We start from the raw sequence: 16,942 nt of genomic DNA, 5'->3' as shown, positions 1-16,942 counted from the left end.
GAAATAGGCAGAACGTGAAAAATTATCTCTGGCTGATGGTACTGCTGCCCCTGTTAAGCGGGTGCGAATCGCAGGCCATCCTGGTCAAAAAAAATGACGAGTTCTTTGCTCCTCCCAAAACAGAAGCACCGCCAACGGCGGATGGTCGTGCGGGGGGCGTGTTCGAAACGGGTTATAAGTGGTCGCTGACGGCGGACCGCCGCGCTTATCGGGTGGGTGATATCCTGACCGTTATGCTGGAAGAGTCGACCCAGTCCAGTAAACAAGCGAAAACCAATTTCGGCAAGAACAATACCGTTGATATCGGCGCGCCGACGCTATTTGGGCATACCAAAGATAACCTTTCCGCTTCCGTGGACGCCAATCGCGATTTCAACGGGACGGCGACCTCGCAGCAGCAAAACAGTTTACGTGGCGAAATTACGGTGTCGGTGCATTCGGTACAGTCGAACGGCATTCTGGAAATTCGCGGCGAAAAATGGCTCACCCTCAATCAGGGGGATGAGTACATCCGTCTGAGCGGTCTGGTGCGTGCCGATGACATTCAAAACGACAACTCCGTCTCATCGCAGCGTATTGCCGATGCGCGTATCTCCTATGCGGGTCGTGGTGCATTGAGCGATGCCAATGCGGCGGGCTGGCTGACGCGTCTGTTTAACCATCCTCTTTTCCCGATCTAATGCAGGATTTTGATATGCAATACTTAAGCGGGCGCTGGATGAAGGCGTTAAACGGCATCGTTATCGCCCTGAGCCTGGTTCTGCCCGGTACCACGCAGGCGCAATCTCTGGAGTCGCTGGTTAACGTCCAGGGGGTCAGGGAAAACCAACTTGTTGGTTACAGCCTGGTGGTGGGGCTGGATGGAACCGGTGATAAAAACCAGGTCAAATTCACCAACCAAACCATTACCAACATGCTGCGCCAGTTTGGCGTACAGCTGCCGAGCAAAATCGATCCGAAGGTGAAAAACGTCGCGGCGGTGGCGGTCAGCGCGATGCTGCCGCCAATGTACTCGCGTGGGCAGACTATTGATGTCACGGTCTCGTCGATTGGCGATGCCAAAAGTCTGCGCGGCGGCACGTTATTGCTCACCCAGCTACACGGCGCGGATGGAGAGGTTTATGCCCTCGCACAAGGGAGCGTGGTGGTCGGCGGGATGAACGCGACCGGGGCAAGCGGCTCCAGCGTGACCGTGAATACCCCTACCGCCGGACTGATACCGAACGGTGCGTCGGTCGAGCGTGAGATTCCCAGCGACTTCCAGATGGGCGACACCATTACGCTTAATCTGAAACGTCCCTCCTTTAAAGATGCCAATAACATTGCGGCGGCGATCAACGCCTCGTTTGGCGGTATTGCGACGGCACAAAGCTCGACCAATGTCAGCGTCCGCGCGCCAACCAGCCCCGGCGCGCGCGTCGCCTTTATGTCCCAGCTAGATGACGTTCAGGTACAGGCGGAAAAAGTCCGGGCGCGGGTGGTGTTTAACTCGCGTACCGGCACGGTGGTGATGGGGGATGGTATCGCCCTGCATGCGGCGGCGGTATCGCATGGCAGCCTGACGGTTTCCATCAATGAAAGCAGCAACGTCAGTCAGCCGAATGCCTTTGCCGGTGGTCGAACGGCGGTAACGCCGCAGAGCAATATTTCGGTGAATCACGCCCGACCGGGAATGATTAACCTGCCGGAATCCAGCAGCCTGAAAACGTTGGTTAATGCGCTCAACAGCCTGGGAGCCACGCCGGACGACATTATGTCTATTTTACAGGCTCTGCATGAAGCCGGGGCGTTGGATGCCGATCTGGAGGTGATTTAATGGCCGACATCAAGGTGAATCATAACGGGGGCATTGACGGCAGCGATGCGTTAATGGGCCCCAAAATCAAAGATAACGATTTGCAGAAAGCGGCTCAGCAGTTTGAAGCCATTTTCTTACGTAACATGCTGAAAGAGATGCGTAAAACCAATGAGATCTTCGACTCAAAAGATAACCCGTTTAACAGTGATTCGGTGCGCATGATGCAGGGGTTTTACGACGATCAGCTGTGCAACAGTCTTGCCCAGCATCACGGCATCGGCATTGCGGAGATGATCGTTAAACAGCTTTCCCCTCATCACAAAGGATAAAGGTTGCGCGGCGGCTTAAGAACTGCCGTTTTTTCGCCGCTCTTAATCGGCAAGGTTGTTAACGACAGACCGGATTATTGCCCGGCAAGGACTTTTTGATGGATATGATTAATATTGGCTACAGCGGCGCATCGACAGCGCAGGTGGAGCTTAACGTTACCGCGCAGAACACCGCGAACGCGATGACCGATGGTTACACCCGCCAGGTTGCCATTACCAGCACTATTGGCGCCAGCTCAGGTTCGTCAAACAGTGCGGGTAATGGCGTGCAGGTAGACAGTATTCGCCGGGTATCCAACCAGTATCAGGTGAATCAGGTCTGGTATGCCGCCAGCGATTACGGTTATTACAATACCCAGCAGGAGTATTTAACGCAGCTGGAAACGGTACTCAGCGATGATAACAGCAGCCTGAGCGGCGGATTTGATAACTTTTTTGCTGCGCTAAATGCGGCCACAACCAGTCCGGATGACTCCGCGCTGCGCGAGCAGGTGATCAGCGAGTCCGGCGCGCTGGCGCTGCGCGTGGATAACACCCTCGATTACATCGACTCGCAAAGCAGTGAAATAGTCAGCCAGGAACAGGCGATGGTGGCGCAGGTAAACACCCTGACCAGCGGCATTGCCGGTTACAACCAGCAGATCGCCGAAGCGGAAGCCAACGGTGATAATGCGTCAGCGTTATATGATGCCCGTGACCAAATGGTCGAACAACTCAGCGGTATCATGGATGTTCAGGTCAATATCGATGACGAAGGCAACTACGATGTGACGCTGCAAAACGGTCAGCCGCTGGTGAGTGGGCAGGAAAGCTCGACGATTGAACTGGATACCAACGCAGATGGCACACAAAGCATGTCGCTGACGTTTGCCGGTACCACATCCTCGATGAATACCGAGACCGGCGGATCGCTGGGGGCATTGTTCGATTACCAGAATAAGGTACTGACTCCGCTGACGGGCACCATCAATAGCATGGCGGAGCAATTTGCCGATGCGGTTAACACCCAACTGGCGCAGGGCTACGACCTGAACGGAAATCCCGGCGAACCGTTATTCATTTATGACGAAAACTCATCGGATGGCCCGCTGGAGGTCAATCCTGACATCACCGCCGATGAGCTGGCGTTTTCCAGTTCGCCGGACGAAAGTGGTAACAGCGATAACCTGCAGGCATTGATCAATATTTCCACCGAACCGCTGGACATTGAAGGCCTGGGAAGCGTGACCGTGGGCGAAGCCTGTTCATCGATCATCAGTAACATTGGTATCTACAGCCAGCAAAACCAAACGGAAGCCGAAGCGGCAGCGAATGTCTACTCTGAAGCGCAGAACCAGCAAAGTAGCGTCAGCGGCGTCAGCATGGACGAAGAAGCGGTCAACCTTATTACCTACCAGCAAATTTACGAGGCTAACCTGAAAGTCATCTCAACAGGTGCTGATATTTTCGATTCTGTGCTGGAAATGTGTAGCTAACCTGGAGGGCTATTATTATGCGCGTGTCTACCCAACAATCCTATGTGTCTATGACGCAGAGTTTTAATAACCTTTCCAGCGATTTGTCGCACGTCGTTACGCAAATGGCGACGGGGAAAAGCATTCTGCTGCCGTCAGACGATCCTATCGCGGCGACGCGAATCACTCAGCTTAACCGCCAGCAATCGGCGCTGGATCAGTATCAAACCAATATTGATTCCGCGACGGCGGGGATGAGCCAGCAGGAGTCTATTCTGGATGGCGTCAATAACGATCTGCTAGCAATTCGCGACGATCTGCTGGAGGCGGCTAACGGCACCAATACCGCCGAGTCGTTATCCAGTCTGGGGCAGGATATTCAGTCGATGACGGAAGCGATGGTGGCGGCGCTCAATTACCAGGATGAAGACGGTCACTATGTGTTTGGCGGCACGGTGAACGACCAACCGCCGATTGTCGCGGTAGATGAAGACGGCGATGGGGTGACCGACAGCTATACCTACCAGGGTAACGACGATCATCGCCAGACCACTGTCTCCAATGGCGTAGAGGTGGATACCAATGTCGCGGTCAGCGATTTCTTCGGCGACAACCTGGATGTGCTGAACAACTTAACGTCATTGTCGAAAGAGCTGCAGGATCCGTCGGTTGACCCTACCGATCCGCAGGTGCAAAGCGATATCCAAAATGCCATTGATACGGTGGATGTGGCTTCTGATGATCTCAATGCTTCTATTGCCACTATTGGTGAAACGCAGAATACGATGACCATGCTGAGCGGTGCCCAGACGGATATCACTACCTCCAACGATCAGCTTATCAGTCAGTTGAGCGATCTGGATTATGGCCCGGCTTCGATTACCTTTACCGGTCTTGAAATGGCGATGGAAGCCACCTTAAAAACCTACTCCAAAGTGAGTGAGTTGAACCTTTTCAGTGTGATTTAACAGTTAGCAGTAGCTCAGGAATAGTATGCAGGTCGGTTTAAATACAACATCACTCTCCGGTAGCGGAGCGCTTAATTCTTCTGTGCAACAGCATGCTGTTGCGCAGAATGCCCCTGTCCGTCAAAAGTTACCCGCAACGGCGAGTGATTATCCGGCCTCACCACTTATTACCACCCGGCCCCAGCGCTACAGTGTGCAGCTTAACGATCAGCTCACCACACTGCAGCAGGCCGACCATTATCTGGGTCAACTGGAGCAGCATTTGCTGGACTATCGTCACGCATCGCGCCGTGGCGGACAGGCACAACAGCAAAAAGGGACCGAGCTTTCACAGTGGCTGGAAAAAAGGCCAACATTGTCCGGCGGTGCGGTCGACAGGCAACTGCGTCCGGTTTTGCAGGGCGAGGCGCGAGTGACCTTTCACGCGCCCGAACTGGCGCAAATGCTACAAAAAAACGCCATAAGCTCGCGCATGTTCAGTGTTTCCGACGGACGGCAAACACAGCACTCTGCGGTAGTGGTCGGTGAGGATCTGGATCCCGGTCAGTACAAAATGATGATGAGCAACGCGCTGCGTCGTGTTGGCGTGCAGGTGCACGATCAGCAGGGGGCGCTGAGCTTTTCCACTCCGGAAAAGCAGTGGTCACAGATCCAACAAACCCTGAGCGTACGCGATGTTGATGTGAAGTCATCGGCGTTTACCTCACTCAAAACGTTTGCCGATCCGTCCCGTTCAGAAGAACTTTTGCAACATATCGCGCAGGGCAGTTCTCGCTCTCAGGATGGATTACAGCAGGCGCTGGATGTCATTGGCGATCAGCGTGCGCAAATGGCCGCGCAGCAGGAGAAGGCCCGACAGCTCATTGACGGTATGGCGCGTTTTCCACAGGCAGAAAGTGCGGTCAAAGCCTCTGAATCACTGGGGGGGGTATTGGATCATGCGAATCATAACTATCAGGTATTAGCACAGGCGGTAAACGGACAAGCCCGGCTTTCCAGTCAGACGGTCCGTAGTTTATTAAGCTAATCCTGATGGCATGCTTTCGTTGAAAAAGTAAAAGCAGCGGGGTCTGTGATTAACAGACCTCCTACATCCTGCGTAAAAAGCAAATTTTGCTGCGCGTCTAAATGAATCCACCATGTATGCAGGTTGTGTTCTGTCACAAACGATCCAAAATTTGCCAGCCGCGAGTCATTTTGATCGGTTTTGGTAGTACTAAAATGAAACTCCCCCTGTTTAGACGAGCCTGCATAATAGTTAATACATGCGGTGACCTTAAACGTTGATGGCGTTTTGTTACTTTGATCCAATGGGACGAGAGTGATGGTCGTGTTTTTATTCAGTGGGCTCGTAATAAGTTCATAATGTACATTTTTGCCAGTATTAAGATCGTAATTGACAATGACCGTATTTTCAATGTGGGCATGGGCCGTGAAGGTACAAAATAACGCTAAAGAAGACAGGTAGAGGAAACAGTGATTACTTGCATTTTGGCATTTCATTTAACATTTTCTCCACTTCTTTAATTAAAATACCATTCATTTCATTATCTTTATTTAGCCAGTTATCAAAACTCAGCGCTAACTGCCAGTCGTCATTGCATTGATTGCTTAGCACAATATCAAGGGCGAGTTTGTTGAGAGAAACCCGGTAATACAGGGTCATCGAGGCGCTATGCGTGACCAGCAGTTGATTGATCTGCTCTACACCAGGAAGAATATGTTGTGAAACAAGTGATAACGATTTCTTATTCTCACCGGGGTCATAAAGTTGATAAGCCGTAATACGGTCGGCGTTTTCCAGTGTTTCTTTAACCAGTTGCGGGGCTTCTTGCGTTTTAGTGACCGACGGTGCTTTGAAATAAGAGATTAATATAAACAATAACAGTGCGATAACAATAACGGGTAAGGTTATCAGAACGGCCCGGTAAGGATGCCGTCTGTTAGTTGTTTTTCTCTGATTTTTTAATGATAGTTGACTGTTAAGTAGGGATGTTTTTTCTTGGTTTGCTGATGGTAGTGTGTCAATAGGCGTAAGTGCCTCAACAACCTCGGTAGACCTTTCGACTTCATCAATAGTGCTGTCATCAGCAATAACTTCATTACTATCAATAGTTTCAGTCAGGTAATTTTTATTAAATAAATACCCTTTTTTGGGTATGGTTTTAATAATTTCCTGCTGTTTACCATCATCATCGATAGCAACGCGCAGGGCATGAACGGCTGTCGGTAGACTATTTCCACCGACGATGCGATTCTTCCATACAGCGGTCATTAAAAATGAACGAGATAAAACAACATCGGCATTTTTAGCTAATGTCTCTAACAGAATAAAATGGTATTCGCCCAGGCGACGTATCTCACCTGTTTCACAATGGATTAACGCATTAAGCGAGGAATCCATCCGCCAGTTGTTGACTACAATACTCATGGTTTTATACATCCGCGCAAGATTTTTATATCCCTGGTGTCACACCGTTAAAAATCAGTGCATTAGAATTCTGGAGAAATTGAAATGTCTTTCTGGCTGTGAAGCAGCAGCCGAATCGCTATTGAGTGTTTTTTATACTGCCCAAAAAAGGATTTGAAATGTAACGAAAGTGTCTGAGACTCACAATATAAAAATATAGGGCATTTGCAACTAAATGTAAAATATTCATTGGGTATGGCGCCTTAAAAAATTTACAGATAAGTATAATCTTATTTTTATCATAAAGTTAACCCTTCTTGTGCGCAAGCAATCAACCAATGATTAGATATTTCTAATAATCTTTTAATTAAATCTTGATTGAGATCTTCCTTATGTGGTGGGTCTTTGGATGAGTGTAAGCACGGAAAGCTAAAATTGAATCGAGGTTTATCTCTCTGGTTAATGAGGTGGTAAGGAGCGTAAAAAATTTTTTAGCAGCGCTTTAAGTTTTCCAAACGGATGGTCGTTTTTACTGGGTATCGAAACGAAAACGATTATTCCCAAGGAGCAGTACCATGTTATCGATTAATACTAATACCGCCTCAATGGCATCAGTAAACGCCATTAATAAAAGTAGTGCTTCACTGTCGACCTCTATGGAACGTCTGGCGACAGGTAACCGCATTAACTCTTCTGCCGATGATGCTGCGGGCAAACAGATTGCCAGCCGTATGACTTCTCAGTCCGATGGTATGACCGTCGCACTGCGTAACATCCAGGACGCAACGGCGATGCTGCAGACCGCAGACAGCATGTTTGACGAAATGACCGACGTACTGGGGCGTATGAAAGACCTGTCCACGCAGGCAGCGAACGGAACCTACAACAGCGATGACCTGCAGGCGATGCAGGATGAATATGACGAACTCGGCAAACAGATGTCCGATATGTTGGAAAACACCACTTACGGCGGTACTAACCTGTTCGGCAATGCAGCTAACAGCAATACCCATACGTCTGGCCTGTTCACTGGTTCAGTTCAGTTCCAGGTAGGGGCAGAATCCTCCGATACAATGACTGTGAATATCTCCTCTCAATTGGATGGATTGATTCAGCATCTGTCAGGTCTGAGCGCCACCTTCAGTGACGACTGGAATTCTGCTGATGGTGTTGGAACTGCTACTGCAAGCGGAACTGAGTTAATGTCAACGGCTAGTGCAAACGCCAATATTTCCGCACTCCAGGTAGCGATGGATGATGTTGCCAAGATCCAGTCCAAACTGGGTGCATCTATCAACCGTCTGAATGACACCGCTGCCAACCTGACCAGCATGCAGGACAACACGGATATCGCTATCGGTAACATTATGGATACCGACTATGCGACGGAAGCGTCGAACATGACCCAACAGCAGGTGTTGATGCAAACCGGTATCACCATGCTGAAACAGTCCAACAGCATGTCCAGCATGGTTTCCAGCCTGCTGCAGTAATTCCGTTAAGTGGTGAAATGACGCCATTCACAACACCGCCGACCGGCGGTGTTGTGCTTTCCGCCACAAAGAAGATGTCTGAATCCTTTCCTGAATTGCGGAAGATCGGTTTCCTCTGATTCTGCAATTAATTGAATTTAAATAACTAAATTTATTGGCACGTATTTTGCAGAATCAAAAATAACGCCGCACGGAGTCCTTTATTATGAGTAGTTATACGAGCCCAATTCAAAAGATGGCACAAAAATTTGCCTACGCTGATATTGCGACGCAAGCCGCCAACTTGCAGAACGAACAGGCCGAACTGGACGCTGAAAGTAATGGTCTGGACTCGCTAAGTACGGCGCTGACTGATTTTCAGACGGCTATTGATGCCCTGAATAGCGATACCGATGGCCCACTGACGTTTTCCGCCACCTCAAATAACGAGTCGAATACGGTGTCAGCCAACTCGCAGGCGCAAGCGGGAACCTATTCATTTTATGTTTCAGCGCTTGCGCAGGCACAGCAGACAACATACAGCATTACTGACGGTTTATATGACGCAACGGGTACCTTCGAACTGACGATGGGCGACAGTACGATGGATATCGACCTGTCAGCAGCGGATAAGAACGGTGATGATGACGGGTTTATTGATGCCAGTGAATTGGTTGATGCGATTAATGATTCGGATGATAACCCCGGTGTAACGGCAGCCCTGGTCAAAACGGGTGATACGACAACCATTATGCTGACTTCAGAGACCACCGGGGAACAAAGTCAATTTTCGGTGAGTGTTGAAGGAAATACTGAACTCTCTGATGCGATGACGGCTTCTAAGCAGGAAATCACCACCGCTCAGGACGCCGAAATCCATCTGGGCAATCAGACAGGCCCAGTAATTACCAGCAGCACCAATACCTTCGATGATGTTATTCCCGGCGTAACGATGACGTTTTCTGAGGCCAGCGATCCTGCTGACCCTAACGATGTGACCACCTTTACTGTTGCGGAAGACTCTGGCGGCTCGCAGGCCAAAGTACAGACCTTCGTGGATGCCTACAACACTTTAATTGACACCATCGATTCGTTGACCAGCTACGGCGATGACGACACCGCGGCCGGGGTATTTGCCGGTGACGCGGGGATGAAGTCTCTGGCAAACCAAATGGATGATATTGCTCACGCCTCATATGGCGGTGTCTCGATTGTGGATTACGGCATCACGCTGGATTCCGACGGCCACCTGCAGATTGACTCCACTCAGTTCACTGAGGAAATGGAAGAAAACCCGGACGGGTTGACCTCAATTTTTGTCGGCGATGACAGCATGGTCGCGCAGATGGATGACCTGATGGACAGCTATCTTGACTCCAGCAACGGCATTATCACGATGCGCCAGCAAAACATCACTGACCAGCAGGACAAAATTTCGGATGAAGGCAATCAGCTGACTGAAACCTATAACACCAACTATGACCGCTATGTCGAAGAGTACACCAATACGCTGATTGAGGTGTACACCATGAAAGTTAGCATGGCCGCGTTTATGTAATCGGCTGAGTTCGCAGAAGGATTAAGAAATAAATGTACGACACGCAGGATGGTTATGCGCAATACAAAGAGATGGATCTTGCTGCCCGTACGGCAGCGGCGTCCCCTCTGGAACTGGTACTGGTGCTGTTTTCCGGTTTGATGGATGAACTGGAACGCGCCAAAAGCCACATTGAGAACAAACGCTATGAGCGTAAAGCACAGAGCATTAATAAGTGCATCGATATTCTCAATGCCCTGACCAGTTCGCTGGAGTTTGAAACCGGCGGCGAGCTGGTGGTGAATCTATCCCGACTTTATGACCACTGCGTTTATCGCCTGTATGAGGCCAGCGGTGAAATGTCATTAGAAAAGATCGATGAAGTGATCCTTATCCTGACGAATCTGCGTACAGGCTGGGAAGGTCTGTCGGCAAAACTTGGGTAAGGCGATGGAGAGAGAGCGTCAGCAACAGCAACTTTATGCCCTGGTGGCGGCGATGAACGATGCCCTGGATCAAAAACGGTGGCGGCGCTTGCCCGGACTGCATCAGCAGGTGATGCGTGATTTTCATACTTATGCGGCCTGGGAAACTGACGACGCCGCGCTGGGTGAGGTGAAACGCAAAATGCTTACGGCGTTTGAGGCGCTGATTGAACGACGTACGCAGCGTGCGGATGAACTCAAAGTGCGTATGGATAAACATCAGCATAACCAGGAAGGCATGCTGGCGTATTCAATGGTTAATTTAATCTCGGAGAAGGCATGAATCCTGTATTACTGGCCTCGGTCAGTGCGTCGGCAGAGGCCACACCGGAAAAGGCGACTATTTCGGCGTCGGCAGTCCCTGCTAGCAGCGACACATTTTCTTTACCTCTGTCGGGGATTAACGCCGCGGCTGAACGGCTGATTGGCGCAAAATTGAGTCATCAGCAAACATCGACGGCTGAACATAAACAAGACGATACTAATCTGGCAGCCATGCAAGCCTTGCTGGCTATGCTATTAGCGCAGCCGACTCAGGCGGCCCCTGCCGATGTACAGAAGCAGCCTGATGGTGAAATGTTGAAAATGCTGGCACAGGCGCAAACCACCCATTCCGGTTCATCGCTGTTGCGCCAACTGGCAAGCGCTATGGCCCAACCGGAAAAAACGTCCACGCCATCGACTGAGCAGCACGCAACCGACTTATCGTCACTGCCGCCTAAGCTGCAAACATTATTGGCGTCACTCACCGAGGATTTGCCGCAAGCCACCCCGGCTCAACAGGCTAAGCTGGCGACGTTTTCCGCTCAGGATCTGCGTGCGATCGCACCTGAACCTGCATCTCTCTCGACCTCGCAGCAAATTTCTGCCCGCGTGAAGTCAGCGGATCATAGCGTTCCCCGCCCGATGGTGGAGAGAAAAACCGCTGGTGTGACGGTTAACCCAACGCTTGCGGCGCAAAGTTTGCTCAATACAGCGGCGCAGGGAAATCAGCCGGTGAACGCTCTGAGCGACCATAACGTGGTGTCGACGCAAGTTTCCGCGCCTACCACGCTGTCAACAGAGGAACTTGGGGAGAAACTCGCCGCGCTGCTCAAAGACAGAATTCAGTTCCAGATTGGCCAGCAACAGCAGGTGTCGACCATTCGTCTTGACCCTCCTTCGCTTGGCAAACTGGAAATCGCTGTGCAACTGGATGCTGGAAAGCTGATGGTTCACATCGGCGCAAATCAGAGTGATGTCTGTCGCTCGTTGCAGCAATTTAGCGAGAACTTACGCCAGCACCTTACGGCGCAGAACTTCATGGAAGTGAATGTCCAGGTCTCTTCCGAGGGGCAATCGCAGCAACAACAACAGCAGTCAGGTAATCAACAGGACGAGGTAACGTCAGCATTAGTGCTCAATGATGAACCTCAATTTCAACAGAACGAATCCGTTCTGATCAAAGTGTAAAAGCAAGATGAAGAAAATTGTTATTGCGTGTGTAATCAGCTCCGTCGTTGCTCTGGGTATTGCTGGTGGAGCTGGGTGGGGTATTTATCATTTTATGAATAAAGGCGCGACAGCTAAGGCAGAGAAGCCGGTTGATGTAGCGGAAGATAATCAGGATGAAACCAGCAGTATTTTCGTGTCCTTACCCGAAACGGTAGTGACCCTTCATGATAATGAAGGTGAAGATCATTACATGCTGGCTGAACTCGTTATGGTTGTTGATTCGGATAAAGACGCTGAAAAAATAAAGAAAGAAGAGCCGTTGTATCAAAGTATTACGGTCGATCAACTTTCTGATATGAAATATGAAGAAATTCGCTCTTTGAAAATCTCAGAAATAAGAACCATGGTTTCTAATACGCTGAAAAAAGAGTTGGCACAACGCAAAATGGCGACACCGTATAAGGACATATTGGTGAAAAAAGTCGTGTTTCAATAAGCGGCAGGCCAGAGAATAAAATGATCCAGGATGCTTACGAGTCAGAAGACTTTAATGCGACACCCGTGCTAACGCCAAAGCAAGAGAGCCATTATTTACAGGCTTATCTTCCTTTGGTGCGCAAAGTGGTGCGTCAACTTGCGCCGCAATGTACCTGCGTTATGGACAGGCAGGATATGGAACAAACGGCGCTGATGGGATTGCTGAATGCGATTCGCCGCTATGGTCAACCGGATGAGGGTTTTGCCGGTTATGCCGTCCACCGTATCCGTGGCGCCATACTCGATGAGCTGCGCAGCCTGGACTGGCGACCTCGCCAGTTACGACAAAAATACCATCAGATTAAAGATTTGATTCGTGATGCGCGTACCCAGCTTGGCCATGAACCCTCATGGGAGGACCTGTCCAGACTGGGGCTGTCTTCTGAAGATTATCAGGAATACCAACAGCTGGAAGGCGCTGAATCGCTGGCCAGTCTGGATGAATTACTGAATGGCGATATGCCAATTGCACCGCTCGAAGGGCGGGGGCTTGAGGAACAATTCGTCACGCAGGAAATGTTGAGTTATGCCTTGAGCCAGCTCAGCGAAAAAGAGGGACAGGTGCTCTCAATGTATTACCAACACGATATGAATTTAAAAGAGATCGCGCTGGTATTAGGGCTGACGGAAGCCCGTATTTGTCAAATGAATAAAAAAATCACGCACAAGATTCGTGATTGTTTATATCCAGATTAACAATTCCGAATCAACATGCGGAGGACGTAATGCAAAAGATTTTTGGTTTATTGGTGGTTTTAGGCTGCGTATTTGGTGGTTATTTTGAAGCGGGTGGACAGCTTATTGCTATCTGGCAGCCAGCCGAGATAATTATTATTATGGGGGCCGGTCTGGGCGCGATGATTATCGGTAACCCGATGCATGTGCTGAAAGAGATCGTTCGCCAGATTAAAGGCGTAATCAGTAAAAAGAAAATGGGGCCGGAGTTCCAGCGCCAGCTGCTGATGTGTCTTTATGAGTTGCTGGAAATGGTGCAAAACGGCGGTCTGCGTATGCTGGATCAGCATATCGAACAGCCGGAAGAGAGTACCATTTTCCAGAAATACCCGCTGGTGCTGACCCAAAAACGCCTGGTGACCTTTATCGCCGACAACTTCCGTCTGATGGCGATGGGCAAAATTGATGCCCATGAGCTGGAAGGTATCCTCGATCAGGAACTGGATACCGCGGAAGAATCGCTGTTAACGCCTTCGCGCTCCTTGCAGCGTACCGCCGAGGCCATGCCTGGTTTTGGCATTTGTGCAGCGGTACTGGGTATCATCATCACCATGCAGTCAATCGATGGCTCCATTGCGCTTATCGGCCTGAAAGTGGCGGCGGCGCTGGTGGGGACATTCTTAGGGGTCTTCATCTGTTATTGCCTGATGGACCCACTGGCAAACGCCATGGAACAGCAGGCACGGGCGGAACACTCTTTGCTTGAATGCGTACGTACCGTGCTGGTGGCGCAAGCAGGCGGTAAGCCGACGCTGTTGGCGGTCGATGCAGGGCGTAAACTTCTTCATCTGGCATCCAAACCTACATTCGCCAACCTGGATGCGTGGGTCAATGCGATGCTGGAGCAAGAATAAGCATGAGGAAGGGGCCAAATCGTCGCGATCGCGGCGCGAAAACCACTATTATCCGCCGACAAATAAAGAAGAGCCATGCAGGTCATCATGGAGGAGCGTGGAAGGTAGCATTTGCTGACTTTACGCTGGCGATGATGGCACTGTTTATGACGCTGTGGATTGTGAACAGCGTCAGTAAAGCCGACCGTGAAAATATTGTGGCGGCGCTGCATGGTCAGTCAATTTTTAACGGTGGCGGCATGGCACCGTTAAACAAACTGGGCAAGCAGCCGATAGCGCCGGGTGCGCAGAAGAAAAACGTCACGCGCAATAAGCTCGATAAAACCACCAACCCGCAGGAAACGGCGAAGATTACGGAAGATAACGCGAAAAAGGCGTTGGACGTAAACGAAAAAACGGCGTTACTGAAGCAAAAATCAGCCCGCGAATTGGGTGAGCTGGCGACCGACATTAACGTCATCGCCCGCAATGCGCATATGGAAACCAACCTTGAAATGGAAATTGTTCCTCAGGGGCTGCGCGTACTGATTAAAGATGACCAGAACCGGAATATGTTTGAACGCGGTAGCGCCAAAATTATGCCGTTCTTTAAATCGCTGCTGGTTGAGCTAGCCCCCGTATTTGACTCGCTGGATAACAAGATAATCATCACCGGACATACGGATGCGATGAGCTATAAGAGCAACATTTACAACAACTGGAACCTCTCCGGTGACCGCGCCTTGTCAGCACGACGCGTGCTGGAAGATGCTGGAATGCCGCAGGATAAAGTCATGCAGGTCAGCGCAATGGCGGACCAAATGCTGTTAGATGCGAAAAACCCGGAAAGCGCCGGTAACCGTCGCATTGAGATTATGGTGCTGACGCAAAGCGCTTCCGATACGCTGTATCAATATTTCGGCCAGCAGGGAGAGAAGGTTGTGCAACCGCTGGTTGATAAACTGGACAAGCAAAAGCAGGTGACTTCTTTACGTCAACAATCTGCTCCTGTCACTCATTAACCACGTTCTCCGTCCCCCACGTTGCGTGGGGGCAAACTATCCCTCAGGAAGGCAATATGATAGATGTAACCCATATTATTCCATTGGATATTCATACTGATAACGTCATCGATGTGGCCTGTCAGGGCGCACATTTCGACCAGGTTTCAGGTATCTGGTACACCGAGCCTCATGAGTTAAATGAGGAACTGCGCGAGTATGTTTATGCGGCGGACAATTTTAATATTGTGGCCCCTTATTACCTGGTTATTACGTCGAAAATGCACTGCTGGAGCTGCCATCAAATTACCCACATTCATGGCGTGATGTTTACCCGCTTTATTAAGAAAGATCAGGATAGTCAGGGTTGGCAGTCGGTCAGGCGCAACAGCTTTTTGTTTCACATTGATTCTTTGCCTGAAGAGATAAAAAAGAACATCAAAGCCAGCAATTACTACCTCGATAAAAGTAAAACCACCGGGCTACGTTACTGGATGAATCACTGCGAAATTTGTGGTGAACGTCTGGGAGATTACGAGCTTTTCTGCGTTGAAAATGATGCCTTTCGTCTGATGACGATCGAAAAACTGCTGCGGGCAAATATTCGCAAAGTGAATAAACTGTTTGTCAGCACGGCGGGCAATCCCGCGGAGCATACGAAAACGGATATCGTGCGTTACCTGTGCGATGCACGCTTCGTCATGAATGGTCCGGCGTAAGGCATAAACAGACTTCTCACAACATAAAAATACTGTATACTTAAACAGTGTTGTGGGAGACGAGCGATGCGCAAAATCATACATGTCGATATGGACTGCTTTTTCGCGGCGGTGGAAATGCGCGATAACCCTGCCTTACGTGACATTCCTATTGCCATTGGCGGCAGTCGTGAACGTCGGGGGGTCATCAGCACGGCCAATTACCCGGCGCGCAAATTTGGCGTGCGTAGCGCAATGCCAACGGGAATGGCATTAAAGCTGTGTCCGCATCTCACTTTATTACCTGGTCGTTATGAGGCCTATAAAGAAGCCTCCCGCCAGATTCAGGCTATTTTCTCCCGCTATACCTCGTTGATAGAACCTCTTTCGCTGGATGAAGCCTATCTGGATGTGACCGACAGCACCCACTGCCACGGCTCAGCTACGCTAATTGCTCAGGAAATCCGCCAGACAATTTTTAACGAGTTACAGTTAACCGCCTCGGCCGGAATTGCGCCGGTAAAATTTCTGGCAAAAATAGCCTCCGATCTCAACAAACCCAATGGGCAATATGTGATTACCCCTGCCGATGTTCCTGAATTTCTCAGAACATTACCGTTAGGCAAAATTCCCGGCGTCGGCAAAGTCTCCGCTGCGAAGCTGGAATCAATGGGGTTACGTACCTGCGAAGATGTTCAAAAATACGACCTGGCAATGCTGCTCAAACGCTTCGGCAAGTTTGGTCGCGTGCTGTGGGAGCGCAGTCAGGGTATTGACGAGCGTGACGTCAACAACGACAGGCTGCGTAAATCCGTCGGCGTGGAGCGTACCCTGGCAGAAGATATTCACGAGTGGTCGGAGTGTGAGGCGATAATTGAACGGCTCTATCCCGAACTGGAACGGCGTCTGGCAAAGGTAAAGCCGGATCTCCTGATCGCTCGCCAGGGGATAAAACTCAAGTTTAATGATTTTCAGCAGACTACGCAGGAGCACGTCTGGCCGCGCTTAAATAAAGATGACTTAATTACGACAGCACGCAAGACCTGGGACGAGCGTAGGGGAGGGCGAGGTGTCAGGCTGGTGGGATTACACGTCACGCTGCTGGATCCACAAATGGAAAGACAACTGCTATTGGGACTGTGATTCAGAACAATTGCCGGATGTCGGCGTAAACGCCTTATCCGGCCTACAAACCAGCGAGCATGCCGGATGGCAGCGTAAAAACTTTATCCGGCCCACAAACCTGCGTGT

General features: G+C 50.2%; 19 protein-coding genes. 17 read left to right on the top strand and 2 right to left on the bottom strand.

Annotated elements, in window-relative coordinates; translation table 11 throughout:
• Positions 1–14: 14 nt before the first annotated feature.
• The 6 genes from flgH to BZK41_RS21010 all read left to right on the top strand — a co-directional run bounded on the left by flgH (position 15) and on the right by BZK41_RS21010 (position 5,576).
• The gene (flgH, locus tag BZK41_RS21035) at positions 15–680 is read left to right on the top strand and encodes a flagellar basal body L-ring protein FlgH (protein WP_139762640.1); all 666 of its coding nucleotides are present in this window, start codon (positions 15–17) and stop codon (positions 678–680) included.
• A 14-nt stretch (positions 681–694) separates the two neighbouring features.
• The gene (locus BZK41_RS21030) at positions 695–1,816 is read left to right on the top strand and encodes a flagellar basal body P-ring protein FlgI (protein ID WP_079939444.1); all 1,122 of its coding nucleotides are present in this window, start codon (positions 695–697) and stop codon (positions 1,814–1,816) included.
• A gap of 8 nt (positions 1,817–1,824) precedes the next feature.
• On the top strand, positions 1,825–2,127 hold the full coding sequence (locus tag BZK41_RS21025; protein ID WP_172313262.1) for a rod-binding protein: 303 nt from the start codon (positions 1,825–1,827) through the stop codon (positions 2,125–2,127).
• A gap of 98 nt (positions 2,128–2,225) precedes the next feature.
• Complete coding sequence (gene flgK, locus BZK41_RS21020) at positions 2,226–3,602, top strand: flagellar hook-associated protein FlgK (protein ID WP_079939442.1); 1,377 nt, start codon at positions 2,226–2,228, stop codon at positions 3,600–3,602.
• Positions 3,603–3,619: 17 nt separating this feature from the next.
• Positions 3,620–4,549, top strand: a complete 930-nt coding sequence (flgL, locus tag BZK41_RS21015) for a flagellar hook-associated protein FlgL (protein ID WP_079939441.1) — start codon at positions 3,620–3,622, stop codon at positions 4,547–4,549.
• A gap of 25 nt (positions 4,550–4,574) precedes the next feature.
• Positions 4,575–5,576, top strand: a complete 1,002-nt coding sequence (locus tag BZK41_RS21010; protein WP_079939440.1) for a flagellar hook-associated protein — start codon at positions 4,575–4,577, stop codon at positions 5,574–5,576.
• On the opposite strand, the gene BZK41_RS21005 is transcribed toward BZK41_RS21010, so the two are convergent.
• Both BZK41_RS21005 and BZK41_RS21000 read right to left on the bottom strand, forming a co-directional pair.
• On the bottom strand, positions 5,573–6,052 hold the full coding sequence (locus BZK41_RS21005) for a hypothetical protein (protein WP_079939439.1): 480 nt from the start codon (positions 6,050–6,052) through the stop codon (positions 5,573–5,575). The two genes, BZK41_RS21010 and BZK41_RS21005, sit on opposite strands and share 4 nt — an antisense overlap.
• The gene (locus BZK41_RS21000; protein WP_079939460.1) at positions 6,030–6,980 is read right to left on the bottom strand and encodes a winged helix-turn-helix domain-containing protein; all 951 of its coding nucleotides are present in this window, start codon (positions 6,978–6,980) and stop codon (positions 6,030–6,032) included. The genes BZK41_RS21005 and BZK41_RS21000 overlap by 23 nt, the downstream gene beginning before the upstream one ends.
• 554 nt (positions 6,981–7,534) lie before the next feature.
• Here BZK41_RS21000 and lafA point away from each other — a divergent pair.
• From lafA to dinB, 11 genes are all read left to right on the top strand, one after another.
• Entirely contained in the window at positions 7,535–8,452 is a 918-nt protein-coding gene (lafA, locus tag BZK41_RS20995; protein ID WP_079939438.1) for a lateral flagellin LafA, read from the top strand.
• Between the two features lie 205 nt (positions 8,453–8,657).
• Entirely contained in the window at positions 8,658–9,989 is a 1,332-nt protein-coding gene (fliD, locus tag BZK41_RS20990; RefSeq protein WP_079939437.1) for a flagellar filament capping protein FliD, read from the top strand.
• A gap of 32 nt (positions 9,990–10,021) precedes the next feature.
• A complete protein-coding gene (gene fliS / locus BZK41_RS20985) occupies positions 10,022–10,414 on the top strand; it encodes a flagellar export chaperone FliS (protein WP_061383070.1) in 393 nt (130 codons plus the stop codon).
• 4 nt (positions 10,415–10,418) lie between these two features.
• A complete protein-coding gene (locus tag BZK41_RS20980) occupies positions 10,419–10,736 on the top strand; it encodes a flagellar protein FliT (RefSeq protein WP_079939436.1) in 318 nt (105 codons plus the stop codon).
• Entirely contained in the window at positions 10,733–11,905 is a 1,173-nt protein-coding gene (locus BZK41_RS20975) for a flagellar hook-length control protein FliK (RefSeq protein WP_079939435.1), read from the top strand. The genes BZK41_RS20980 and BZK41_RS20975 overlap by 4 nt, the downstream gene beginning before the upstream one ends.
• 7 nt (positions 11,906–11,912) lie before the next feature.
• On the top strand, positions 11,913–12,383 hold the full coding sequence (locus BZK41_RS20970) for a flagellar basal body-associated protein FliL (protein ID WP_079939434.1): 471 nt from the start codon (positions 11,913–11,915) through the stop codon (positions 12,381–12,383).
• Between the two features lie 20 nt (positions 12,384–12,403).
• Complete coding sequence (locus BZK41_RS20965) at positions 12,404–13,120, top strand: FliA/WhiG family RNA polymerase sigma factor (RefSeq protein WP_079939433.1); 717 nt, start codon at positions 12,404–12,406, stop codon at positions 13,118–13,120.
• A 29-nt stretch (positions 13,121–13,149) separates the two neighbouring features.
• Positions 13,150–14,013 carry a flagellar motor stator protein MotA gene (gene motA / locus BZK41_RS20960; protein WP_079939432.1) on the top strand — a complete coding sequence of 288 codons (864 nt, stop codon included), beginning with the start codon at positions 13,150–13,152 and terminating at the stop codon, positions 14,011–14,013.
• Between the two features lie 2 nt (positions 14,014–14,015).
• The gene (lafU, locus tag BZK41_RS20955) at positions 14,016–15,014 is read left to right on the top strand and encodes a putative lateral flagellar export/assembly protein LafU (RefSeq protein WP_079939431.1); all 999 of its coding nucleotides are present in this window, start codon (positions 14,016–14,018) and stop codon (positions 15,012–15,014) included.
• Positions 15,015–15,070: 56 nt separating this feature from the next.
• Positions 15,071–15,712, top strand: coding sequence for a DNA primase (locus tag BZK41_RS20950; RefSeq protein ID WP_079939430.1), 642 nt, complete (start codon positions 15,071–15,073; stop codon positions 15,710–15,712).
• Between the two features lie 66 nt (positions 15,713–15,778).
• Positions 15,779–16,834, top strand: coding sequence for a DNA polymerase IV (gene dinB / locus BZK41_RS20945; protein ID WP_003830824.1), 1,056 nt, complete (start codon positions 15,779–15,781; stop codon positions 16,832–16,834).
• The last annotated feature ends 108 nt before the right edge of the window (positions 16,835–16,942 follow it).

It is taken from the genome of Citrobacter sp. A316, from assembly GCF_002042945.1.
GTDB lineage: Bacteria > Pseudomonadota > Gammaproteobacteria > Enterobacterales > Enterobacteriaceae > Citrobacter > Citrobacter portucalensis.
This window is presented reverse-complemented; position numbering and strand designations above follow the sequence as displayed.